This window comes from Kribbella sp. NPDC043289, from assembly GCF_056436705.1.
In genome coordinates, this window is record NZ_JBWKCB010000007.1 from 327314 (window position 1) to 346403 (window position 19090).

Below are 19090 nucleotides of genomic sequence, written 5' to 3' on the forward strand. Positions count from 1 at the left end.
CGGGCCCGTCCTCAGGGACGGATGCGGCTGAGGAACTCGCGGGTGCGGGGCTCGCGCGGGGTCTCCAGCACCTGCGCGGGCGGGCCGATCTCCAGCGGGCGGCCGTGGTGCAGGAAGCAGACCCGGTCGGCGACCTCGCGGGCGAAGGCCATCTCGTGGGTGCAGATCAGCATCGTCATACCCTCGGACTTCAGTTCGCGCAGTAGGTCGAGGACCTCGCCGACGAGTTCCGGGTCGAGCGCCGACGTGACCTCGTCGAGCAGCATCAGCTGCGGTGAGTTGACCATCGCCCGGGCGATCGCGGCTCGTTGCTGCTGCCCGCCCGAGAGCTCGTCGGGTTTCGCGCCCGCCTTGTCGGCGAGCCCGACGCGCGCGAGCATCTGGAGCGCGCGGTCCCGTGCGACATCCCGCGGTACCCGATGCACCCGGATCGGCGCGAGCGTGATGTTGTCCAGCACGGTCAGGTGTGGGAACAGGTTGTACGACTGGAACACGATCCCGATCCCGGACCGCACCTTGTCCGCGTCGGCCCGCGGATCCGTGATGTCCACGCCGGCCAGCTCGACGACGCCGTCGTCCACGGTCTCGAGCAGGTTCACACAGCGCAGCAGCGTCGACTTCCCGGATCCCGAGGCGCCGATCAGTACGACGCACTCGCCGGCCTCGACGTCCAGGTCGAACCCGTCCAGTACGACGTTCTCGCCGTACGACTTGCGCACTCCACGGAGACTGAGCAGGGTCACACCGGTCCACCTCCCCCGCCATACCAACCTTGGCGGCGCGCGACGTAGTCGGTCAGCCGGGTCAGCGGGATCGTCAGCGCGACGAACAGCAGCCCGGCCACGACGTACGGCGTGAAGTTGAAGTCCTCGGCCGTCTCCAACTGTGCGGCGCGGATCGCGTCGATCACCCCGAGGACCGCGATCAGACCAGAGTCCTTCTGCAGACTCACGAAGTCGTTCAGCAGCGGCGGCAGCACGCGCCGGACCGCTTGCGGGAGTACGACGAAGCGCAGCGTCTGGCGATGGGACAGCCCGAGTGAGCGCGCGGCCGCCCGCTGCGAAGGATGCACCGACTCGATGCCGGCCCGGAACACCTCGGCGACGTACGACGAATAGGTCAGCACCAGCGCGGCGCCGCCCCAGATCACCGCCTGGTTCGGCAGGCCGCGCAACTGCAGAGCCGGTACGCCGAAGCCGAGCAGGAAGATCACCAGCAGCAACGGCAGCCCGCGGAACACGTCCGTGTACGCCGCCGCGAACACCCGCAGCGGGAAGAAGATCGGCCCGCGCAACGTCCGCATGACTGCCAGCGTCAAGCCGAAGACGACGATCAGGACCGCGCAGACCAGCATCACACGGATGTTCAGCCAGAGGCCCTGGGCAACGACCGGGAGCGCCTCCCAGCCGCGGTGGACGTCGAAGAACGTCGCCCGGACCCGCGGCCAGCCGGGCGTCGAACCGATGCCGACGACAACCAGCGCGAGCAGCACCACCGAGCTCACCACGGCGATCAGGGTCGATCGCCGGGCCTGCCCGCGGCGGTACGCGATCCGCTCCAACTGCAGCGCGGACGGCTGCCAATCGCTACCGAGCCCGCTGCCGTGCCCGCCGCCGCGCCCGCTGTCGGGTCGGAGAGTTCGCTCGCTCACGAGAGCTCGGGAGCGCCCGACTCGGTGAGGTACTGCTTCTGCAGGTTCGCCAGCGTGCCGTCGGCCTTGAGCGCGTCGACCGCGTGGGTCACGCAACCGGTCAACTTCGAACCCTTCGCGAGCACGAACCCGAACTGCTCGGCCTTCCCGCTCGACGGCAGCTGACCGACGATCTTGCCGTCGTCGAGCTGCGCCCCGGTCATGTAGAACGCGGTCGGCAGATCCACCACGATGCCGTCGATCTGCTTGTTCTTCAGCGCCTGGACCGCCAAGTCGTTGGTGTCGAAGACGGCCGGCGTCTGCTGCGGTTTCACCTGGTCACGCAGGGCCGTGTAACTCGTCGTACCGACCTGGGCGCCAAGCTTGGCGCCGGCGAGCTCGCCGACGGACTTGGCGTTCGCGATCTTGCTGCCCGCGGTGGTGATCACGGTCTGCCGGACGTCGTAGTACCCGGAGGAGAAGTCGACGGCCTTGCGCCGCTCCTCGGAGATCGAGACCTGGTTCACATCCAGGTCGAAGGCCTTCGGTCCGGGCGCGAACGCGGTGTTGAACTGCACCGTCTGCCACTTCACGTCCGCCTGCTCGAACCCGAGCTGCTTCGCCACCGCGTAGGTGACGGCCGACTCGTACCCCTTGCCGTTGCTCGGGTCGTTGTCACTGAACCACGGTTCGTACGCCGGTTTGTCGGTCCCGACCGTCAGTTTCCCAGCGGTCGTGACCGCCAGTTTGTCCTTGCCACAGGCATCGGCCCCCGACGGCGTCGACGCCGCGGACGAGCCGTCCTCCGGCGCACACGCCCCCAGCCCCACGACGGCCAGTACCGCCAGCCCCACCACAGCACGCGTTCTCATGCGGAGAAGACTAAGACCTTCGGCGGTACGTCGTGGGGCTTAATCCAGTGTGTAGACGGAAGCGGGTGGCGAAGTAGAGCGGGTCCGCGTAGCCGACCTGGGCGGCGACGGAGGCGACCGAGCGGCTGGTGAGTTCGAGGAGGCGGGCGGCGGCGTCCAGGCGGCGGCGTTCGACGAACTGTTGCGGGCTGACACCGAGCTGGTCGCGGAACAGGTGCGCGAACCGCGACACCGACAGGTTCACGGCGCGCGCCAGCCGGGGTACGTCGAGGTTCGCGGTCAGGTCCTGGTCGACGAGCTCGATCGCGCGCAGCAGCCGGTCGTCGATCTGGACGGCCTTCGGGTTCTGGGTGTCGCACCAGAGCAGCGCCGCCTCGAGCGAGTTGGCGCTGAGCTGCTCGGCCTGCGGCAGCACGCTGTGCTGATGCCGTACGGCGTCGCGCAGGTGCTCGGCGATCCGGTCGAAGGTCGCGGTGGCGGGCCGCAGCTGAACGATGCCGGGGGCAACTTCTGGCCAGTCGAGCAGCGGCAGCCAGTCCGGCTTCGGGTTCAGGTGCGCGTACAGGAACCGCCATCGGTCGCCGACCGTGGCGTAGTCGTGCAAGGTCCCCGGCCGGACCAGTGTGACGGTCCCGGGCTCGGCTGCGACATGACCGAATCGTCCCCGGCCGTCGAGCGTCTGCACCAGCAGCCAATCCGTCGTACCGCGCCGCCGAAACGTGGCGTACTCAGGGCCTTCGTCGAACTCACCGGTATCCAGGCGGCGCACCACCGGATGCGGCGACTCAGCAGGATATCGAAGGTTCACAGCTCAATAGGCTATCGCCGGACCGCACGTGCCAACAGATCCTGGAGACATGACAGTCGTAGATGTGTACCGGCAGGACGGGATCGTCCAGGTGCCGCAGCTGCTCACGCCCGCCGAGGTCGAGCAGGTCAAGGAAGCCTTCATGGACCAGGTCGCCGTCGACCTCTCGCTCGCCATCGACGACGTGCCGGAGGGCGACCCGCTGGCGAAGTACCCGCGCTTCGTGCACCCGCACCGGCGGCTCGACACCGAGGCCGGCCGGATCTCGCTCGAGCTGATGCTCGACGACCGGATCCTCGATGTCGTCCAGGCCCTGATCGGCCCGGCGCTCGGCGCCCAGTCGATGTTCTACTTCAAGCCGCCGGGCGCCCGCGGGCAGGCCCTGCACCAGGACAACATGTCCCTGCGCGCCGACCCGGAGACCTGCCTGGCCGCCTGGATCGCGATCGACGACGTCGACTCGTCGAACGGCGGCCTGGCCGTCGTACCCGGCTCGCACAAGTCCGAGTTGCTCTGCCCCGAGCCCGCCGACCTGACCGAATCGTTCACCGGCCTCGAGGTCGCGATCCCGGACGGCATGCAGCGCGTCCAGACCCAGATGGCCGCCGGCGACGCGCTGTTCTTCCACGGCAGCGTCGTGCACGGCTCGAAGCCGAACAGTACGCCGGACCGCTTCCGGCGCGCGCTGATCTTCCACTACATCCCCGAGGACAGCGTCGAGATCGCGTCCTTCTACAACCCCCTGATCCGCCCCGACCGCCGCGAGACCGTCCTCCCCGAAGCCATCGGCGGCGGCCCCTGCGGCGACTACGCCGAGATGGAGCCGTAGCAAGCACTCATCGGTCAGAGGCGTGTCCGCTGCAGGCCGAGGTAGGCGGCGGACTTGTACTCCGGTGCGCATCGGGAGCCGAGCACCTCGAGATCGGCGGCGGCCTGGACGGCGCTGACGATCTCGGGGTACACGCGGAACAAACCACCGCCCAGGACCACTCGGTCGATCGCGACCTCCTGACCGCGCAACGCGTCGAGCACACACGTGCCGACTAGCTCAGCCTCATCCGCACGCAGCGGTGTCGACAACGCGTGCCCACCGATCTGCGCATCGAGGCAACCGCGCCGGCCACACCCGCCGCACACCTTGGCGCCGTACGACGTCCGATGGCCGAACTCAACCGGCACGACGTCCCCGTCGCGGATCCCGACCGCGCCGACGCCCGTACCGATCCCGACGTACACCGTGGTCCCGGACGGCTGCCCGAGCAGCAGCCACTCCCCCGTCGCGGCCGCCTCGGCATCGTTCATCGACAGCGTCGGCGGTGACGGCATGCCGAGTTCACGGCTGAGACACACGTCCATCCACCCGAGGTGATGCGCGCCCCGAACCCGATCGCCCTCCACCAACCCCGGCGCGGCGACCAGCCAGGGCAGCTCCCGGTGCTCGTCCAGCCGAACCTCGCGCGGTGGTTCACCGTCGCTGATCACGAGCGTCTGGATCGACGAGCCGCCAACCTCGACCGTAAGTGTGGGCACCGAGTCAATCTAGCTAGTTCGTGGCGGGCGGTCCTGGGGATTCTGGGGTCGTGGGCTTCGGCGCGCGTCAGCACCAGGGAGGTCGTCCGCACTCAGCGTCCCAGTGTGCGGCGTGGGTCTGGCCGGCCACGGTCCTGCCCGCGGGATCCGTCCGCGCCCGACGGCGCAGTGATCCCGGAGACCGCGGCGACCCCGGATCCCGCTACATGCTGCACCGCGGCCAGACGGGCGTCGATCGGCACGGCGTCGCGCTGCAGCTGTTCGGGGCGCGGCCGCGCCGCCGCGCGGGTCAGCGCCTCGCTGGCCATCGCCGCGACCGGCTCCTCCAGCGCCGGCTCGTGCCCCTGCAGGAACTCGAGAGTCTGAATGAACTGCGCCATCTCGGCTGGTGTCGGCGGCCGGTTCCGCTCGTCGTTGATCGCCTGCCGGGCACCCGGCGGCTTCTCCATCGTCCCGTCGGCCTGCCGGTGGTTCTCGAACAGCACGTTGCCGTTCCGGTCGACGACATAGATGTCGTCGACGTACGCCTGCGACTCGAGCTTGTGCGCGGTCTCGGGTACGCCGTGATACGCGGCGTCGTGCAGCCGCTGCGCCACCCACCGGCCGATACCGGTGTCGTCCTTCGCCCGTTGGTACCGCTCCGCCACGCTGAGCAGACTGTTCGCGTCGTTGGTGGCGACGTACACGACCGAGACGCGGTAGTTCTGCCGCGCGAAGCCGTCCGCCCAGTTCTTGGCGTCCGCTTCCCAGGCGAGCGACGTGCTCGCGACCACGTCGTACTGCGGATCGCGGGTGGTCAAGGCCTCCAGGCAGAGCCGCCCGAGGTGCGGCGGGAGCGACTCGAGCACGTCGCGGTGTCTGTCGAGCTTCCCGGACCGCATCAGCTGGTCGTACCGCGGGTGGGCCAGAGCGTTGTCGTCGAAGTCGTACGACGCCGTAGTGTCCTTGCCGAGAGCGGCTTGGAGGAGTTGCTGGATGGTGGACTTGGCGGCGCCGGCCTGACCGCCGATCACCACCGCCCGTGGTCGTTGGCCTGGTGGTCGTCGTGGAGGGCGTGCCGGACGGAGCTGCCGCTGGCGATGCTCGATGATCGCCTCGGCCTCGGCCGGGGTCACCGTCAAACCGATCATGCGTCGAGGTCGCCGCGCAAGCGGGTCAGCAGCTCCGGGTAGGTGGCCAGGACCTCAGCACGTTCCTCGGCCGACATCGAGGAGACGCGACGGTAGGCGTCGTCCGCGCGGTCGCGATGCTCGACGAGCTCGGTACGACGAGCCTCGTCGGACTCCCGGGCGACGAGCGAGTTGTAGCACGAGGCAACCGTCTGGATCAGAGTGCGGACGCGCTCCTGCTCGATCCGTTCGACCGCGGTGAGGGGCGCGAGCGGCGCACCGCCGACGGCCTCGGTGATGTGCTGCTGCGGGTCGTCCGGCACGCTGGCTCCTTTCGGCGGAGCCAGCCTAACGGCTCAGTTCGAGTAGTCGCGGAAACCGCGGCCGGTTTTGCGACCGAGGTAGCCGGCGGTGACGAGGTGTTCGAGCAGCGGTGCCGGGGCGAAGCCGGGCTCGCGGAACTCGAGGTACAGCGTGCGCTGGATGGCGAGCGAGACGTCCAGGCCGACCACGTCGAGCAGGGCGAACGGACCCATCGGCAGGCGGCAGCCGAGCTTCATCGCGGCGTCGATGTCGTCGACGCCGGCGTAGTGCGCCTCGAGCATCCGGACCGCGTCGTTCAGGTAAGGGAACAACAGCGCGTTCACGATGAAGCCGGCTCGGTCGCCGCAGCGCACCGGGTGCTTGCCAGCGGCAACAGCCACGCCGGCCACCGTGTCGGCGACCTCGGGCGCGGTGCTGACGGTGCTGACCACCTCGACCAACTGCATCACCGGCGCCGGGTTGAAGAAGTGCAGCCCGACCACGTCGGCCGGCCGCTTGGTCGCCATCGCCAGATCGATCACCGGCAGCGAGGACGTGGTGGTCGCGAGGATCGCGCCCGGCTTGCAGATCTCGTCGAACGTCTCGAACAGCGCCTGCTTGACGCTGAGCTCCTCGACCACGGCCTCGATCACCAGGTCGACACTCGCGAGGTCGTCGAGCTTCGCCGTACCGGTCACCCGGCGCAGCGCCGCGTCGCGCTCCTCCGACGAGAGCTTGCCGCGCTGCACGCCCTTCTCCAGCGAGCGCTCCAAGACGGCGCGGACCTTGTCGACCTTCTCGGTGCCGCGGGCGACGGACAGGACGTCGTACCCCGCCTTGGCGAGGACCTCGACGATGCCGACCGCCATCGTGCCGGAGCCGACCACGCCGACCTGCTGGATCGGGCGGGTCGCCGGGCCGTCAGCCGAGACCAACGGGGTGTGCTCGTCGTCCACGACGACCGGCGAGTCGGGCGACTCGTAGGTGTAGAAACCGCGTCCGGTCTTCCGGCCGAGTAGACCGGCGGTGACCATCTGCTTCAGGATCGGCGCCGGCGCGTGCAGCCGGTTGCGACCCTGCTTGTACATCGTGTCGAGGATCTCGTACGCCGTGTCCAGACCGATCAGGTCGAGCAGCGCCAGCGGTCCCATCGGGTACCCGCAGCCGAGCCGCATCGCCGCGTCGACGTCCTCCCGGGTCGCGTACTTCGACTCGACCATGGACACCGCGTGGTTCAGGTACCCGAAGAGCAGGGCGTTCGCGATGAAGCCCGCCCGGTCGGCCGCGACCACCGGGACCTTGTCGAGACGGCGGGCCAGCGCCTGCACGTCCTCGACCACGTCCGGCTCGGTGACGACGGTCTTGATCACCTCGACGAACTCCTGCACCGGCGCCGGGTTGAAGAAGTGCATGCCGACGACGCGCCGCGGGCGCTGGGTCGCGACCGAGATCTCGGTGACCGACAACGACGAGGTGTTGGTGGCGAGGATCGCGTCCTCGCGGACGATCTTGTCCAGCGCGCCGAAGATCTCGCGCTTCAACTCGAGCCGCTCGACGACCGCCTCGATCACCAGGTCGCAGTCCGCGAGCGCCTCCATCGAGGTGGCGAACGTGACCCGGTCGAACAGCGCCTGCTGGTCCTCGACGGACAGCTTGCCGCGCTTCACGGCCCGGTCGGTGGAGTGCTGGATGTGACCCCGGCCGCGGCTCGCGGCTTCCTCGTCACGCTCGACGCCGACCACGGTCAGCCCGTTGCGCGCGAACACCTCGGCGATCCCGGCGCCCATCGTGCCGAGACCCACCACACCCACAGTCGTCAATTCCCGAGCCATGCTGTGCACTATGCCAGTCCCGGTACTGGTCCGCCCATGAGTTGGGTCACCGGGAGGTCAAGCTCACACCGTCTCGTCGTACACGACCGGCGTCTCCATCCAGCCCTCCAGGAGCCAGAGCGGATCCGGCGCGGCCTCCAGCGCGGCCGCGATCGGGCCGGGTTTGAGGTCCCGCTCGGCGAGCCCGGTCAGCGGCAACCACACCGCGCGGTAGCTGCCTCGCTCGGAGTCGGCCGGGCTGCCCATCTCGGGGCCTTCGCCAGCGCCGAACTCGCCGCCGATGTGCTCGGCGAGGAAGTAGTGCTGCGTGCTGTCACCGAAGTGCACGACCGCGACCTCGCCGCGGATCTTCACCAGCAGCCCGAGCTCCTCGTGTGTCTCGCGCCGCGCGGCCTCGGCCGGGCTCTCCCCGTCCTCGACCTGGCCGCCGGGCAGCACGTGGTACGTCCGGCCCTCGCGCACCCGCTCGATCGCCGCGATCCCGGCCGCGGACAGCAGCACCACGCCGGCCCGGATCACGAGCGCACCGCCAGGACCTGGAACCAGGTGCCGATCCGGGAGTCGCTGCGCTCCAGGCGCTCGACCGTCCAGCCGGTCGCGGTCAGCAGCTCACGCAAGGGTTCCTCTTGCCACAGGACGAAGTGCCGGGGCAGATCGAGGTGCCGGTTCGACCACTCCTCCCCCTTGCCCTCGCGGGTGGCGAAGGCGAGCACCTTCGTCGCCCGCGCGGACCTCCGCAGTACGTCGGTAAGTTGCGCCCGGTCGAAGTGCAGGAACACCGCGCTGGAGTACACCGCGTCGTACGGGCCGCCGTAGTTGTCGGTGATCGCGTCCAACCGATCGGCGGCGTACCCGTCCGCGCGCATCATGTCGACGAACGCCTGTGCCGCGTCGGTCCGGCGGACGACGTACCCGCGGCGCTCCAGTTCCGCGGCGTCGCGGCCCGTCCCGCTGCCGAGCTCCAGTACGCGCGCTCCCGGGGCGATCCGGGCGGCGAGCAGGTCGATCAGGTCGTTGTTGGGATCCTCCGCGATCGTGGCGCGGAACTTGTCCGCGGCCCGCTCGTACGCCGCGAGCGTGACCTCGTTGTCCGAAGGGACCCGGGTCCAGCCGTCGCCGGTGTGCTCGACGATCGCCGGGAGTTTGAAGCCGAGGTTCAGGCCGAGGACGACGACCGTCTCGCCGCGGTGCAGGTCCGCGATCGACTGCAGCTCCGCGTCCGGGCGCTGGGTGAGCTCGGGAACGACGGTCAGCCGTACGCCGAGGCTCTCCGCCAGGCGCGAACCGGCGGCCGCCTCGAACGGTCCGGCGTACACCTGGGCGATCCGTTCCGCGACGGCCGCGTCCTGAACGTCTCCGGGCAGCAGCAGGATCCGGGCCGGGCACATGAGGTTCATTTCGCGACGTACTCCAGCGCGTCGGCGGCGTAGTCGGGCCAGACCGCCGACTGGGCGAGCGGGATCTTCACCCACTCCTTCATCGGCCGGCCCATGCCGGGATCGAACTGCTCGACACCCGGCAGCGCGAGCGCCTGTTCGCGCGCCGCGGGCGGGAGTTTGAACGTCATCGCGTCGCCGAACATCCCGGCGAGCACCTTCTTGCCGACCTTGAGACAGGGCATGCCGAACATGCTTCCCCGCACCACGCCGGCCGACTCCAGCCCCGCCGCGACCGCGTCGTACTCGGCGATCGCCCGCTCGCTCACCTTCGGCATCATGCTCACCACCCTCCCACTCCCCCCGGTCCGTGCACTACGGTGCTTTCTCGTGCGCTTGGTGATTGCTACGTGTTCTGTCGACTACTCGGGGCGGCTGACGGCTCATTTGCCGATGGCGCCGCGGCTGCTGATGGTGAAGGCGGACGGGTCGGTGCTGATCCACGCCGACGGCGGGTCGTACAAGCCGCTGAACTGGATGTCGCCGCCGTGCAAGCTGACGGAGGAAGAGGGGGTCTGGAGCGTCACCAACAAGGCGGGTGAGGAGCTCCGGATCACGCTCGAGGAGGTGCACAGCGACACCTCGTACGAGCTCGGGACCGACCCCGGGCTGATCAAGGACGGCGTCGAGGCGCACCTGCAGGAACTGCTCGCCGAGCACGTCACCACCTTCGGCGAGGGCTGGACGCTGGTACGCCGGGAGTACCCGACCGCGATCGGCCCGGTCGACCTGCTGCTCCGGGACGCCGACGGCAAGCACGTCGCGGTCGAGATCAAGCGTCGCGGCGAGATCGACGGCGTCGAGCAGCTGACCCGGTACGTCGAGCTGCTCAACCGCGACCCGCTGCTCGCCCCGGTCCGCGGGATCTTCGCCGCGCAGCTGATCAAGCCCCAGGCCCAGTTCCTGGCCACCGACCGCGGCCTGGAGTGCCTGACGGTCGACTACGACGTCCTCCGCGGCATGGAGTCCGACGTGCTGCGCCTGTTCTAACCACTGCGCCTGTTCTAGATCCTGACAAAGCAAGGAATTTGCCCGATTTCGGGCAGATCCTTTGCCATGGACCGGGAAACGCTGCATGGTTGACGCGTGATCAGTGAGGCGGCGGCCGTGGAGCCGGTCGACGAGCTGGCCGATCAGGTCAGCCGGACGACCGGACTGTCGGCGGATGTCGCGCGGCGCGTGGTCGCCGACGTACTGGCCTATTTCACCGAGACGACCGAGGAGTACGTCCGGCGCCGGCACCGTGAGCTGCAGACCTACGGCGCCCGCAACGACGAGATCTTCGCGCGCCTCGGCACCGAGCTCCGGCACTGGCCGGTCCGCTCACCCGAACTCTCCGCCCGGCAGCTGCGACGGATCGTCTACGGCTGACGGGCCTCCTCCCGCAAAACCTACGAAGGGGCAACCACTCCATGTGCGGAATCGTCGGGTACGTCGGCACCAAGCCGGCCGCGCCCATCCTGGTGGACGGACTGGCTCGGCTCGAGTACCGCGGCTACGACTCCGCCGGGGTCGCCGTCCTCGGCTCGAGTGAGCTGAAGGTGCACAAGGACGCCGGCCGGGTCCGCGAGCTGGAGGCGTCGCTGCCCAAGCGGTTCGGCGGCAAGCTCGGCATCGGCCACACCCGATGGGCCACCCACGGCGGTCCGAGCAAGGACAACGCCCACCCGCACGCCAGCGGCAACGAGCGGATCGCCGTCGTACACAACGGCATCTTCGACAACGCCGGAGCGATCCGCACCCAGCTCGAGGACACCGGCGTCAAGCTGCGCTCCGAGACCGACACCGAGGTGCTCGCGCACCTGATCGAGCAGGCCGACGGCGACACCCTCGAGGAGAAGGTGCTGGCCGCCCTGCGCCGGATCGAGGGCACGTACGGCATCGCGGTCGTCGACCTGGACTTCCCGGACCGGATCGTCGTCGCCCGCAACGGCAGCCCGCTGATCCTCGGCATCGGCGACGGCGAGATGCACGTCGCCTCCGACGCGGCCGCGCTGATCCGCTACACCCGCCAGGTCGTCTACTTGGACGACGGCGAGCTCGCCACCGTCCGCGCCGACGGCTACCGCACCTTCACCCAGGACGCCTCGCCGACCAACAAGACCGCGAAGACGGTCGAGTGGGAGGCCGAGGAGTTCGAGCGCGGCCTGCACGAGCACTTCATGATGAAGGAGATCCACGAGCAGCCGGACGCCGTCGGCCGGGTGATCCGCGGCCGTCTGGACGAGCGCTTCCACACCGTGCACCTCGGCGGCCTGAACATGGACGCCCGCGAGGCCCGGGAAATCAAGCGGGTCAAGATCCTCGGCTGCGGCTCGGCGTACTACGCCGGTCAGATGGGCGCGCAGTTCATCGAGGAGGTCGCCCGGATCCCCGCCGACGCCGAGCCGGCGTCGGAGTTCCGCTACCGCAACCCGGTCGTCGAGCGGGACACGCTGTACGTCGCGGTCTCGCAGTCCGGTGAAACTCTGGACACCCTGGTCGCGGTGCAGGAGCTGAAGCGCAAGGGCGGTCGCGTGATCGGCCTGGTGAACGCGGTCGGCTCGAGCATCGCCCGTGAGGTCGACGGCGGTGTGTACCTGCACGCCGGCCCGGAGGTCTCGGTCGCGTCGACGAAGGCGCTGACCAACATGGCGGTCGGGTTCGCGATGCTCGGCATCCACCTCGGCCGGATCCGCGACGTCTCCCCCGCCGACGGCCGCCGGCTGATCGACGGCCTGAAGAAGCTGCCCGAGGACATCGCCGCGATCGTCGCGCAGGAGGAGGAGCTGGCCAAGATCGCCGGCCGCCTCGCGCAGCACGAGAGCCTGTTCTTCGTCGGCCGGACCCGCGGCTACCCGGTCGCGCGCGAGGGTGCGCAGAAGCTGAAGGAGATCTCGTACCGGCACGCCGAGGCGTACCAGACCTCCGAGCTCAAGCACGGTCCGCTCGCGCTGATCTCGCCGGACGTCCCGAGCGTCGCGATCGTCCCCGACGACGAGCTGCTCGACCGGAACATCGGCGCGCTGCACGAGATCGGCGCCCGCTCCGGCCCGCTGTACGTCGTCACGCACCCGGGCGTCGACGTACCGGACGGGGTCGCGGCGAAGATCGTCGTACCGAAGAACGAGGCCGAGCTGGACCCGATCCTGCTGACCATCCCGCTGCAGATCATCGCGTACTACGCGGCGGTCGCCCTCGGCCACGACGTCGACAAGCCGCGCAACCTGGCGAAGTCGGTCACCGTCGAGTAAGTACGTACCGCCAGGCCATCACAATCAGCACCCAGCGGCCCCCGCCACGCTCGTCGTGGCGGGGGCCGTTGGATTGTGATGGTCTGGGGATCCGCGATCAGATCTGGTGACCCGTCGGGGCGCTGCTCCGAGCCACCTGCGCAGCGATGCGGTCGGCAGTGGAGCCGTCGTTAGCGGCGCCCTCGGTGGTGCTGCGGTCGGTGGTGGTGCGGTCGGTCGTGGTGCGATCGGTGGCGGTTCGGGTGCCGGGGCGGGAGACGCCGCTCAGTGCGTGGTGCGCGGCGCCGGCTGCCTCGGCCCGTCGGTCGGCGTTGTTCAGTCCGGCAGTGTTCAGTCCGGTGGTGTTCAGTCCGGTGGTGCGCTGGCGATCCGCGCCGAGGCCGCGGTACGGGTGCAGGCCGAAGTCGTTGACCAGTCGCTTGCACACCTCGACGCCGCGGACCGAGTTGCCGGCCGCGTCCAGGCGGGGCGAGAAGGTGACCACGGCCAGCCGCTTCGACGGCACCACCATCATCACGTTGCCGGACACCCCGCTCTTGGCCGGCAGCCCGACCTGGTCGGAGAATGTCCCGGAGTCGTTGTACATCCCGCTGTGGCCCATCACCGACAGCACCCGCGCCGCGGTCTCGTGGGAGAAGACCCGCTCCCCGGAGTACGGCGCGACGCCGCCGTTCGCAAGCGTGGCGCCGGCGGCGGCCAGCCGTTGCGCGTCCACCTCCAGCGAACAGATCTGGAAGTAGAAGTCGGCCGTCCGGGCCGCGCCGTCCTCCCCCGGCTCCGCCTTCAGCATGTCCGCGGCCTTCATCAGGCTCGCCAGCCCGCGGTTCCCGTCACCGGTGGCCTTCTCGGCCAGGTACGTCTCCTGGTCGAAGCCCGGCGCCTGACCCATCATCCTGGTCCAGGTGTCGCGCACTGTACGGAACCGGTCGCTGGTCTGCTTGCCGTGGTCAACGAGTGCGAGGGTGGCCATCGCGCCGGCGTTGATCATCGGGTTGTGCGGCCTGCGGCCCTCGCCGAGGGACAGCCGGTAGTCGTTGAACGTCCCGCCGCTCTGCTCCTGGCCGACCCACTGGTGGACCTCGGTCGGCCCGAGTTCCTCGAGCGCCATCGCGTAGGTGAACGGTTTCGACGTCGACTGCACGCTGAACCCCAGGTCGGCGTCGCCGATCGAGAACGTCTGGCCGTCGGCCGTGCAGATCGCGATCCCGAACCGCTCCGGGTCGGCGTCGCGCAGCGTCGGGATGTAGTCGGCGACGTTGCCGTCCCGGTTCGGCAGCAGGTCGGCGTACGCCGCCTGGACGCCACGGGCGAACTCCTGGAACTCCTCCGGCGAGACGGCCAGATCGCCGGTCAATGCCCGGCCCACCAGTCCGTCACCGTGGTTCACGATCTCGGCGAACTGATCCAGGTTGATCTGCACCGGCTGGCTGCCGATCCCGGCCAGGCGGTCGCCGGGGTCGACAACACTCGCCAGCGCGGCTCGCACGCGCGGGTCGGTCGGCTGGATCCCGGTCTGTCCGAGCCGGCTGAGTAGCTCCCAGGTCCAGATGCGGGAGTCGCCGTCCGTGTCGATCGTCCCGAACGCCTGGAGCTGCTGCTCCGACAGGTCCATGACTGCTTCCTTCCCCAGATGACGGCGCCTGTGGCGGCAGGCCGGCGCACGACCACGCTGTCGGCGGGGCAGCAGCCTCCCGGCCGAGTGTTTCCGGAATGGTCACCTGGTGTTACAGAAACGTCAAAACTTTTGCCCTGTCAGACCACTTGCCGGACCTGTTGTCAGACAAGTTCTCTACTTGTACGATCACTCGCCATGGACCGCATCCGCCACGTGCAGCTCTCCTCCGTCGTCCTCCCGCTCGAGCAGCCGATCAGTGACGCCAAGGTGCTGACCGGCCGCCAGCGCCCGATGACCGAGATCGTCTTCCTGTTCGCGGAGATCGCGACCGAGCAGGACCAGCACGGCATCGGGTTCAGCTACTCCAAACGAGCCGGCGGGCCGGCGCAGTACGCGCATGCCAAGGAGGTCGCGGCGAACCTGATCGGCGAGGACCCGTCCGACATCGCGAAGGTGTACGACAAGTTGCTCTGGGCCGGCGCCTCGGTGGGCCGGTCGGGTGTCGCGACCCAGGCGATCGCGGCGATCGACATCGCGCTGTGGGACCTGAAGGCGAAGCGGGCCGACCTCCCGCTGGCGAAGCTACTCGGCGCGCACCGGGACTCGGTCCGCGCCTACAACACATCCGGCGGCTTCCTGCACGCACCGATCGAGGAGGTCAAGGAACGCGCGTCGAAGTCGCTGGCTGACGGCATCGGCGGTATCAAGATCAAGGTCGGCCAGCCCGACACGCGGATCGATCTGGACCGGGTCCGCGCGGTGCGGGAACACCTCGGGGACGACGTACCACTGATGGTGGACGCGAACCAGCAGTGGGACCGGCCGACGGCGTTGCGGTTCGGGCGGGTGCTGGAGCAGTTCGATCTGGTGTGGATCGAGGAGCCGTTGGACGCGTACGACGCGGAGGGGCACGCGCAGCTCGCGGCGGCGCTCGATACGCCGATCGCGACCGGCGAGATGCTGTCGAGTGTCGGCGAGCACGTGCGGCTGATCGAGGCCCGGGCGGCCGACATCATCCAGCCCGACGCGCCGCGGATCGGTGGCATCACGCCGTTCCTCAGGCTCGCGACGCTGGCCGACCACAACGGTCTCCAGCTCGCGCCGCACTTCGCGATGGAGATCCACCTGCACCTCGCGGCGGCGTACCCGCGGGAGCCGTGGGTCGAGCACTTCGAATGGCTGAACCCCTTGTTCAACGAGCGGCTGGAGACCGTCGACGGGCGGATGCTGGTGCCGGACCGGCCGGGTCTCGGGTTCACCACCAGCGAGCAGTGCGCGCGCTGGACCGTCGACAAGTGCGAGTTCCGGTGAGCGGTCTGGCCCAGCAGATCGTCGAGGACCTGAAGCAGCGGATCCTCGGCGGGCAGATCGCGCCGGGCGCGAAACTCCCGGGTGAGAACAGCCTGGTCGAGGAGTTCGGCGTCAGCCGGACCGTCGTCCGCGAGGCCGTCTCGCGGCTGCAGGCGGCCGGTCTGGTGGAGACCTTCCAGGGCCGCGGTTCGTTCGTCCTCGAGGTCCCGGACCGTACGCCGGGACTGCGCGCGGTCCGCTCGCACCAGGACGTGCTCGATCTGATGGACTTCCGGGTCGGCGTCGAGAGTGAGGCGGCGGGGCTGGCCGCGAGCCGGCGTACCGATCATCAGCTGAAGGCGATCGAGCGGGCGCTCGACGGCTTCCGGCGGGTCGGTGACGACCCGAGCCGGTCAGTCGAGGCGGACTTCGCGTTCCACCTCAAGGTCGCCGTTGCTTCCGGCAACCGGTTCTACAGCGACCTGATCGGCGAGCTCGGGCCGATGATGATCATGCTGCCTCGCACGCAACTCGACCCGGCGTACGAGATGTCCGACCCGGACCACCTGACCCGGGTGATCCACGAGCACGAGAACATCCACGCCGCGATCGAACGCGCCGACCCCGAGGCGGCCCGGGCGGCGGCGCGGGTGCACCTGGCGAACACCCGCCACCGCCTCACCAGCGGGCAGTATTCGGGCTGAACCCGGGATCGACCGTCCGCATGTACGCCGTGTCGTCGCGCTTGCGGAGCCCGCACGCCAGGTACTGCTCGTGCAAGGCCCCGACCGCGTCCTCGTCCAGCTCGATCCCGAGACCGGGCCCGGTCGGCACGCGCACGCTCCCGGAGTCGAAGGAGAGTACGCCGGGTTTGATCACGTCCTCCGTCTTCCAGGGGTAGTGGGTGTCGCACGCGTAGGTCAGGTTCGGCGTGGCGGCGGCCAGATGGGTCATCGCCGCCAGGCTGATCCCGAGGTGCGAGTTGGAGTGCATCGACAGCCCCATCCCGAACGTGTCGCAGATCCCTGCCAGCAACTGGGACCGCCGCAGTCCGCCCCAGTAGTGGTGATCCGAGAGCACAACCTGGACGGCGTCCGCGAGCACCGACGGCTTGAGGTGCGAGAACGCGATCACGCACATGTTCGTCGCCAACGGGATGTCGGTCTGCCGCGCTACGGCCGCCATCCCGTCGATCCCGGGCGTCGGATCCTCGAGGTACTCGAGTACTCCGTCGAGCTCCCGCGCGACCCGTACCGAGGTGTCGACGGTCCACGCGCAGTTCGGATCGATCCGCAGCTTGTGCTCCGGGAACGCCTCCGCGAGCGCGCGGACCGCCTCGGCCTCCTGCTCCGGAGCGAACACGCCGCCCTTGAGCTTGATCGCAGTGAAGCCGTACTCGTCGACCATCTTCCGGGCCTGCCGCACGATGCCTTCCGGATCGAGCGCCTCGCCCCACTCGTCCGCGTCGTTACCCGGGTGCGCGGCCCACTTGTAGAACAGGTACGCGCTGAACGGCACCTCGTCCCGCACCGCGCCGCCGAGCAGGTCCGCCACCGGGCGGTCGAGTAGTTTGCCCTGGAGATCGAGCAGCGCGACCTCGAACGGCGACAGCACCACGTCGGCGGGATCCTGCAGGTTCAGCATCCCGCCGACTTGAGTACCACCGGACGTCAGTACGTCGCGGACGCGCTGGCGCAATCCGTTGAGGTCGAAGACGTCGAGCCCGGGCAGCACGGCGGCGACCGCCCGCAACCGTTCCAGGTGGTCGTCCGCGGCGTACGTCTCCCCCAGCCCGACCAGCCCCTCGTCGGTCCACACCCGCACGATCGTCCGCAGCGCGAACGGTTCGTGGACGCCGACGACGTTGAGCAGTGGCGGATCGGCGAAGGCCACTGGGGTCAGGTCGATGCTGGAGATGCCCGTCATACGAGTTCCTTCTGTCGGTTGAGCTGCCGTCGCTTGAGTTGCCGCCGAACCGCAGGCAGCGCGAGGACGACGACCAGCGCCGCCAGCACCGTGCCGGAGATCGGGCGGGTGAAGAAGCCGGCCGGGTTGCCACCGAAGATCAGCAACGACTGCCGTACGGCGGTCTCCATCACGCTACCCAGGACGAACGCGAGCACCAGCGGCCCCGGCTCGAAACCGAACTTCTTCATCAGGTACCCGAGCACACCGAACGCGATCACCAAGAAGATGTCGAAGACCTGGTTCGCCACGGTGTAGACGCCGAGCAGCGTGATCAGCACCGTGATCGGCGCCAGTACCGCGGGCCGGACCTTGAGGATCTTCACGAACAGCCCGACCAGCGGGATGCTCATGATCAGCAGCAGGATGTTGCCGAGGTACATCGAGTTGACGACACCCCAGAACAGGTCCGGATGTTCCGACACCAGCTGCGGCCCGGGCGGGATGCCCTGGATCAGCAGCGCGCCGAACATCAACGCCATCGTCGCGTTCGCTGGTATACCAAGCGTCAGCAGTGGGATGAACGACGAGGTGGCCGCCGCGTTGTTCGCCGTCTCCGGCGCCGCCACCCCCTCGACCGCGCCACGGCCGAAGCGCTCCGGCTGCTTCGCCCGCCGCTTCTCCACCGCGTACGCGACCAGCGAGGACAGGGTCGCGCCACCACCGGGCAGGACGCCGAGCACGAACCCGATCACCGAACCGCGCCCGATCGCACCGCGGGACTGCCGCAGATCGGCCCGCGACGGCCAGGCGTTCGCGACCGCGACCGGCTGCTGCTGTCTGGTATGCCGTTCTTCCAGGTTGTAGAGGATCTCGCCGAGCCCGAACAGCCCCATCGCGATCGGCACGAAGTCGATGCCGTCGGCAAGGTTCAGGCTGTCGAAGGTGAACCGGCTGGCTCCCGTGAACGTGTCCCGGCCGACCGTGGCGAGCAGCAATCCGAGCCCCGCCGCGATCACCGCCTTCGTCCGACCACCGTTCCCCACGGTCGCCACCAGCAGTACGCCGAACAACGACAGCGCGGCGTACTCGGGTGGACCGAAGTCGAGCGCCACCTTCGCGACCAGCGGGGCGAGCAGCGTCAGCCCGATGATCGACACCGTGCCGCCGATGAACGAGCCGATCGCCGCGACGCCGAGCGCCGTACCGGCTCGTCCTTGTTTGGCGAGTGCGAAGCCGTCGAAGACCGTGACCACCGAGGACGCCTCGCCGGGGAGGCGGAGCAGGACGGACGTGATGGTTCCGCCGTACTGGGCGCCGTAGAAGATGCCGGCCAGCATGATGATCGCGGACACCGGCTCGACGCCGTACGTGATCGGCAGCAGGATCGCGATCGTCGCGGCCGGGCCTAGGCCGGGCAGTACGCCGATCAGCATGCCGATGACGACGCCGATCAGGCAGTACAACAGGTTCATCGGCTCGAGGACGACGCCGAAACCGTCGACCACCGGGCTGAGAAAGTTCATG

At 69.3% G+C, this 19090-nt stretch carries 20 protein-coding genes; 6 read left to right on the top strand and 14 right to left on the bottom strand.

The window, feature by feature from the left end:
- Positions 1–11: 11 nt before the first annotated feature.
- From AC0662_RS34680 to AC0662_RS34695, 4 genes are read right to left on the bottom strand one after another with little or no spacing between them, the layout of a single operon-like run.
- Positions 12–743, bottom strand: a complete 732-nt coding sequence (locus AC0662_RS34680) for an amino acid ABC transporter ATP-binding protein (RefSeq protein ID WP_478305963.1) — start codon at positions 741–743, stop codon at positions 12–14.
- Positions 740–1651, bottom strand: coding sequence for an amino acid ABC transporter permease (locus AC0662_RS34685; RefSeq protein ID WP_478305965.1), 912 nt, complete (start codon positions 1649–1651; stop codon positions 740–742). Before AC0662_RS34685 ends, AC0662_RS34680 begins: the two co-directional genes overlap by 4 nt.
- Complete coding sequence (locus AC0662_RS34690) at positions 1648–2502, bottom strand: ABC transporter substrate-binding protein (protein ID WP_478305967.1); 855 nt, start codon at positions 2500–2502, stop codon at positions 1648–1650. Before AC0662_RS34690 ends, AC0662_RS34685 begins: the two co-directional genes overlap by 4 nt.
- Positions 2503–2512: 10 nt before the next feature.
- Entirely contained in the window at positions 2513–3310 is a 798-nt protein-coding gene (locus tag AC0662_RS34695; protein WP_452201869.1) for a helix-turn-helix domain-containing protein, read from the bottom strand.
- Positions 3311–3359: 49 nt separating this feature from the next.
- Here AC0662_RS34695 and AC0662_RS34700 point away from each other — a divergent pair, with 49 nt between their 5' ends.
- Positions 3360–4139 (top strand): phytanoyl-CoA dioxygenase family protein, encoded by a 780-nt coding sequence (locus AC0662_RS34700; RefSeq protein WP_478305969.1) that lies wholly within the window; start codon positions 3360–3362, stop codon positions 4137–4139.
- Between the two features lie 14 nt (positions 4140–4153).
- Here the strand turns inward: AC0662_RS34700 and AC0662_RS34705 are convergent, their stop codons facing one another.
- The 7 genes from AC0662_RS34705 to AC0662_RS34735 form a co-directional block, all read right to left on the bottom strand.
- Positions 4154–4840, bottom strand: coding sequence for an ROK family protein (locus AC0662_RS34705; RefSeq protein WP_478305971.1), 687 nt, complete (start codon positions 4838–4840; stop codon positions 4154–4156).
- Between the two features lie 92 nt (positions 4841–4932).
- Complete coding sequence (locus AC0662_RS34710) at positions 4933–5970, bottom strand: zeta toxin family protein (RefSeq protein ID WP_478305973.1); 1038 nt, start codon at positions 5968–5970, stop codon at positions 4933–4935.
- Entirely contained in the window at positions 5967–6272 is a 306-nt protein-coding gene (locus AC0662_RS34715; RefSeq protein ID WP_478305975.1) for a hypothetical protein, read from the bottom strand. Before AC0662_RS34715 ends, AC0662_RS34710 begins: the two co-directional genes overlap by 4 nt.
- A gap of 33 nt (positions 6273–6305) precedes the next feature.
- Positions 6306–8084: a 3-hydroxyacyl-CoA dehydrogenase family protein gene (locus tag AC0662_RS34720; protein ID WP_452201878.1), complete on the bottom strand. Its 1779-nt coding sequence runs from the start codon at positions 8082–8084 to the stop codon at positions 6306–6308.
- A 63-nt stretch (positions 8085–8147) separates the two neighbouring features.
- A complete protein-coding gene (locus tag AC0662_RS34725; protein WP_452201880.1) occupies positions 8148–8603 on the bottom strand; it encodes an NUDIX domain-containing protein in 456 nt (151 codons plus the stop codon).
- Complete coding sequence (locus AC0662_RS34730) at positions 8600–9481, bottom strand: class I SAM-dependent methyltransferase (RefSeq protein WP_452201881.1); 882 nt, start codon at positions 9479–9481, stop codon at positions 8600–8602. The genes AC0662_RS34725 and AC0662_RS34730 overlap by 4 nt, the downstream gene beginning before the upstream one ends.
- Positions 9478–9801 (bottom strand): hypothetical protein, encoded by a 324-nt coding sequence (locus AC0662_RS34735; RefSeq protein WP_452201883.1) that lies wholly within the window; start codon positions 9799–9801, stop codon positions 9478–9480. Before AC0662_RS34735 ends, AC0662_RS34730 begins: the two co-directional genes overlap by 4 nt.
- 49 nt (positions 9802–9850) lie before the next feature.
- Here AC0662_RS34735 and nucS point away from each other — a divergent pair, with 49 nt between their 5' ends.
- The 3 genes from nucS to glmS all read left to right on the top strand — a co-directional run bounded on the left by nucS (position 9851) and on the right by glmS (position 12753).
- Complete coding sequence (nucS, locus tag AC0662_RS34740; RefSeq protein ID WP_452201885.1) at positions 9851–10510, top strand: endonuclease NucS; 660 nt, start codon at positions 9851–9853, stop codon at positions 10508–10510.
- A 96-nt stretch (positions 10511–10606) separates the two neighbouring features.
- A complete protein-coding gene (locus AC0662_RS34745; protein WP_238151128.1) occupies positions 10607–10891 on the top strand; it encodes a hypothetical protein in 285 nt (94 codons plus the stop codon).
- Positions 10892–10932: 41 nt separating this feature from the next.
- Positions 10933–12753, top strand: coding sequence for a glutamine--fructose-6-phosphate transaminase (isomerizing) (glmS, locus tag AC0662_RS34750; protein ID WP_478305979.1), 1821 nt, complete (start codon positions 10933–10935; stop codon positions 12751–12753).
- A 97-nt stretch (positions 12754–12850) separates the two neighbouring features.
- On the opposite strand, the gene glsA is transcribed toward glmS, so the two are convergent.
- Positions 12851–14365, bottom strand: a complete 1515-nt coding sequence (gene glsA / locus AC0662_RS34755; protein WP_478305981.1) for a glutaminase A — start codon at positions 14363–14365, stop codon at positions 12851–12853.
- A 198-nt stretch (positions 14366–14563) separates the two neighbouring features.
- Here glsA and AC0662_RS34760 point away from each other — a divergent pair, with 198 nt between their 5' ends.
- Positions 14564–15679, top strand: coding sequence for an L-talarate/galactarate dehydratase (locus AC0662_RS34760; protein WP_478305983.1), 1116 nt, complete (start codon positions 14564–14566; stop codon positions 15677–15679).
- The gene (locus AC0662_RS34765; protein ID WP_478305984.1) at positions 15664–16362 is read left to right on the top strand and encodes a FadR/GntR family transcriptional regulator; all 699 of its coding nucleotides are present in this window, start codon (positions 15664–15666) and stop codon (positions 16360–16362) included. The genes AC0662_RS34760 and AC0662_RS34765 overlap by 16 nt, the downstream gene beginning before the upstream one ends.
- On the opposite strand, the gene AC0662_RS34770 is transcribed toward AC0662_RS34765, so the two are convergent.
- On the bottom strand, positions 16337–17584 hold the full coding sequence (locus AC0662_RS34770; protein WP_478305986.1) for a glucarate dehydratase family protein: 1248 nt from the start codon (positions 17582–17584) through the stop codon (positions 16337–16339). The genes AC0662_RS34765 and AC0662_RS34770 overlap by 26 nt on opposite strands.
- A complete protein-coding gene (locus AC0662_RS34775; RefSeq protein ID WP_478305988.1) occupies positions 17581–19089 on the bottom strand; it encodes a tripartite tricarboxylate transporter permease in 1509 nt (502 codons plus the stop codon). Before AC0662_RS34775 ends, AC0662_RS34770 begins: the two co-directional genes overlap by 4 nt.
- Position 19090 lies beyond the last annotated feature (1 nt).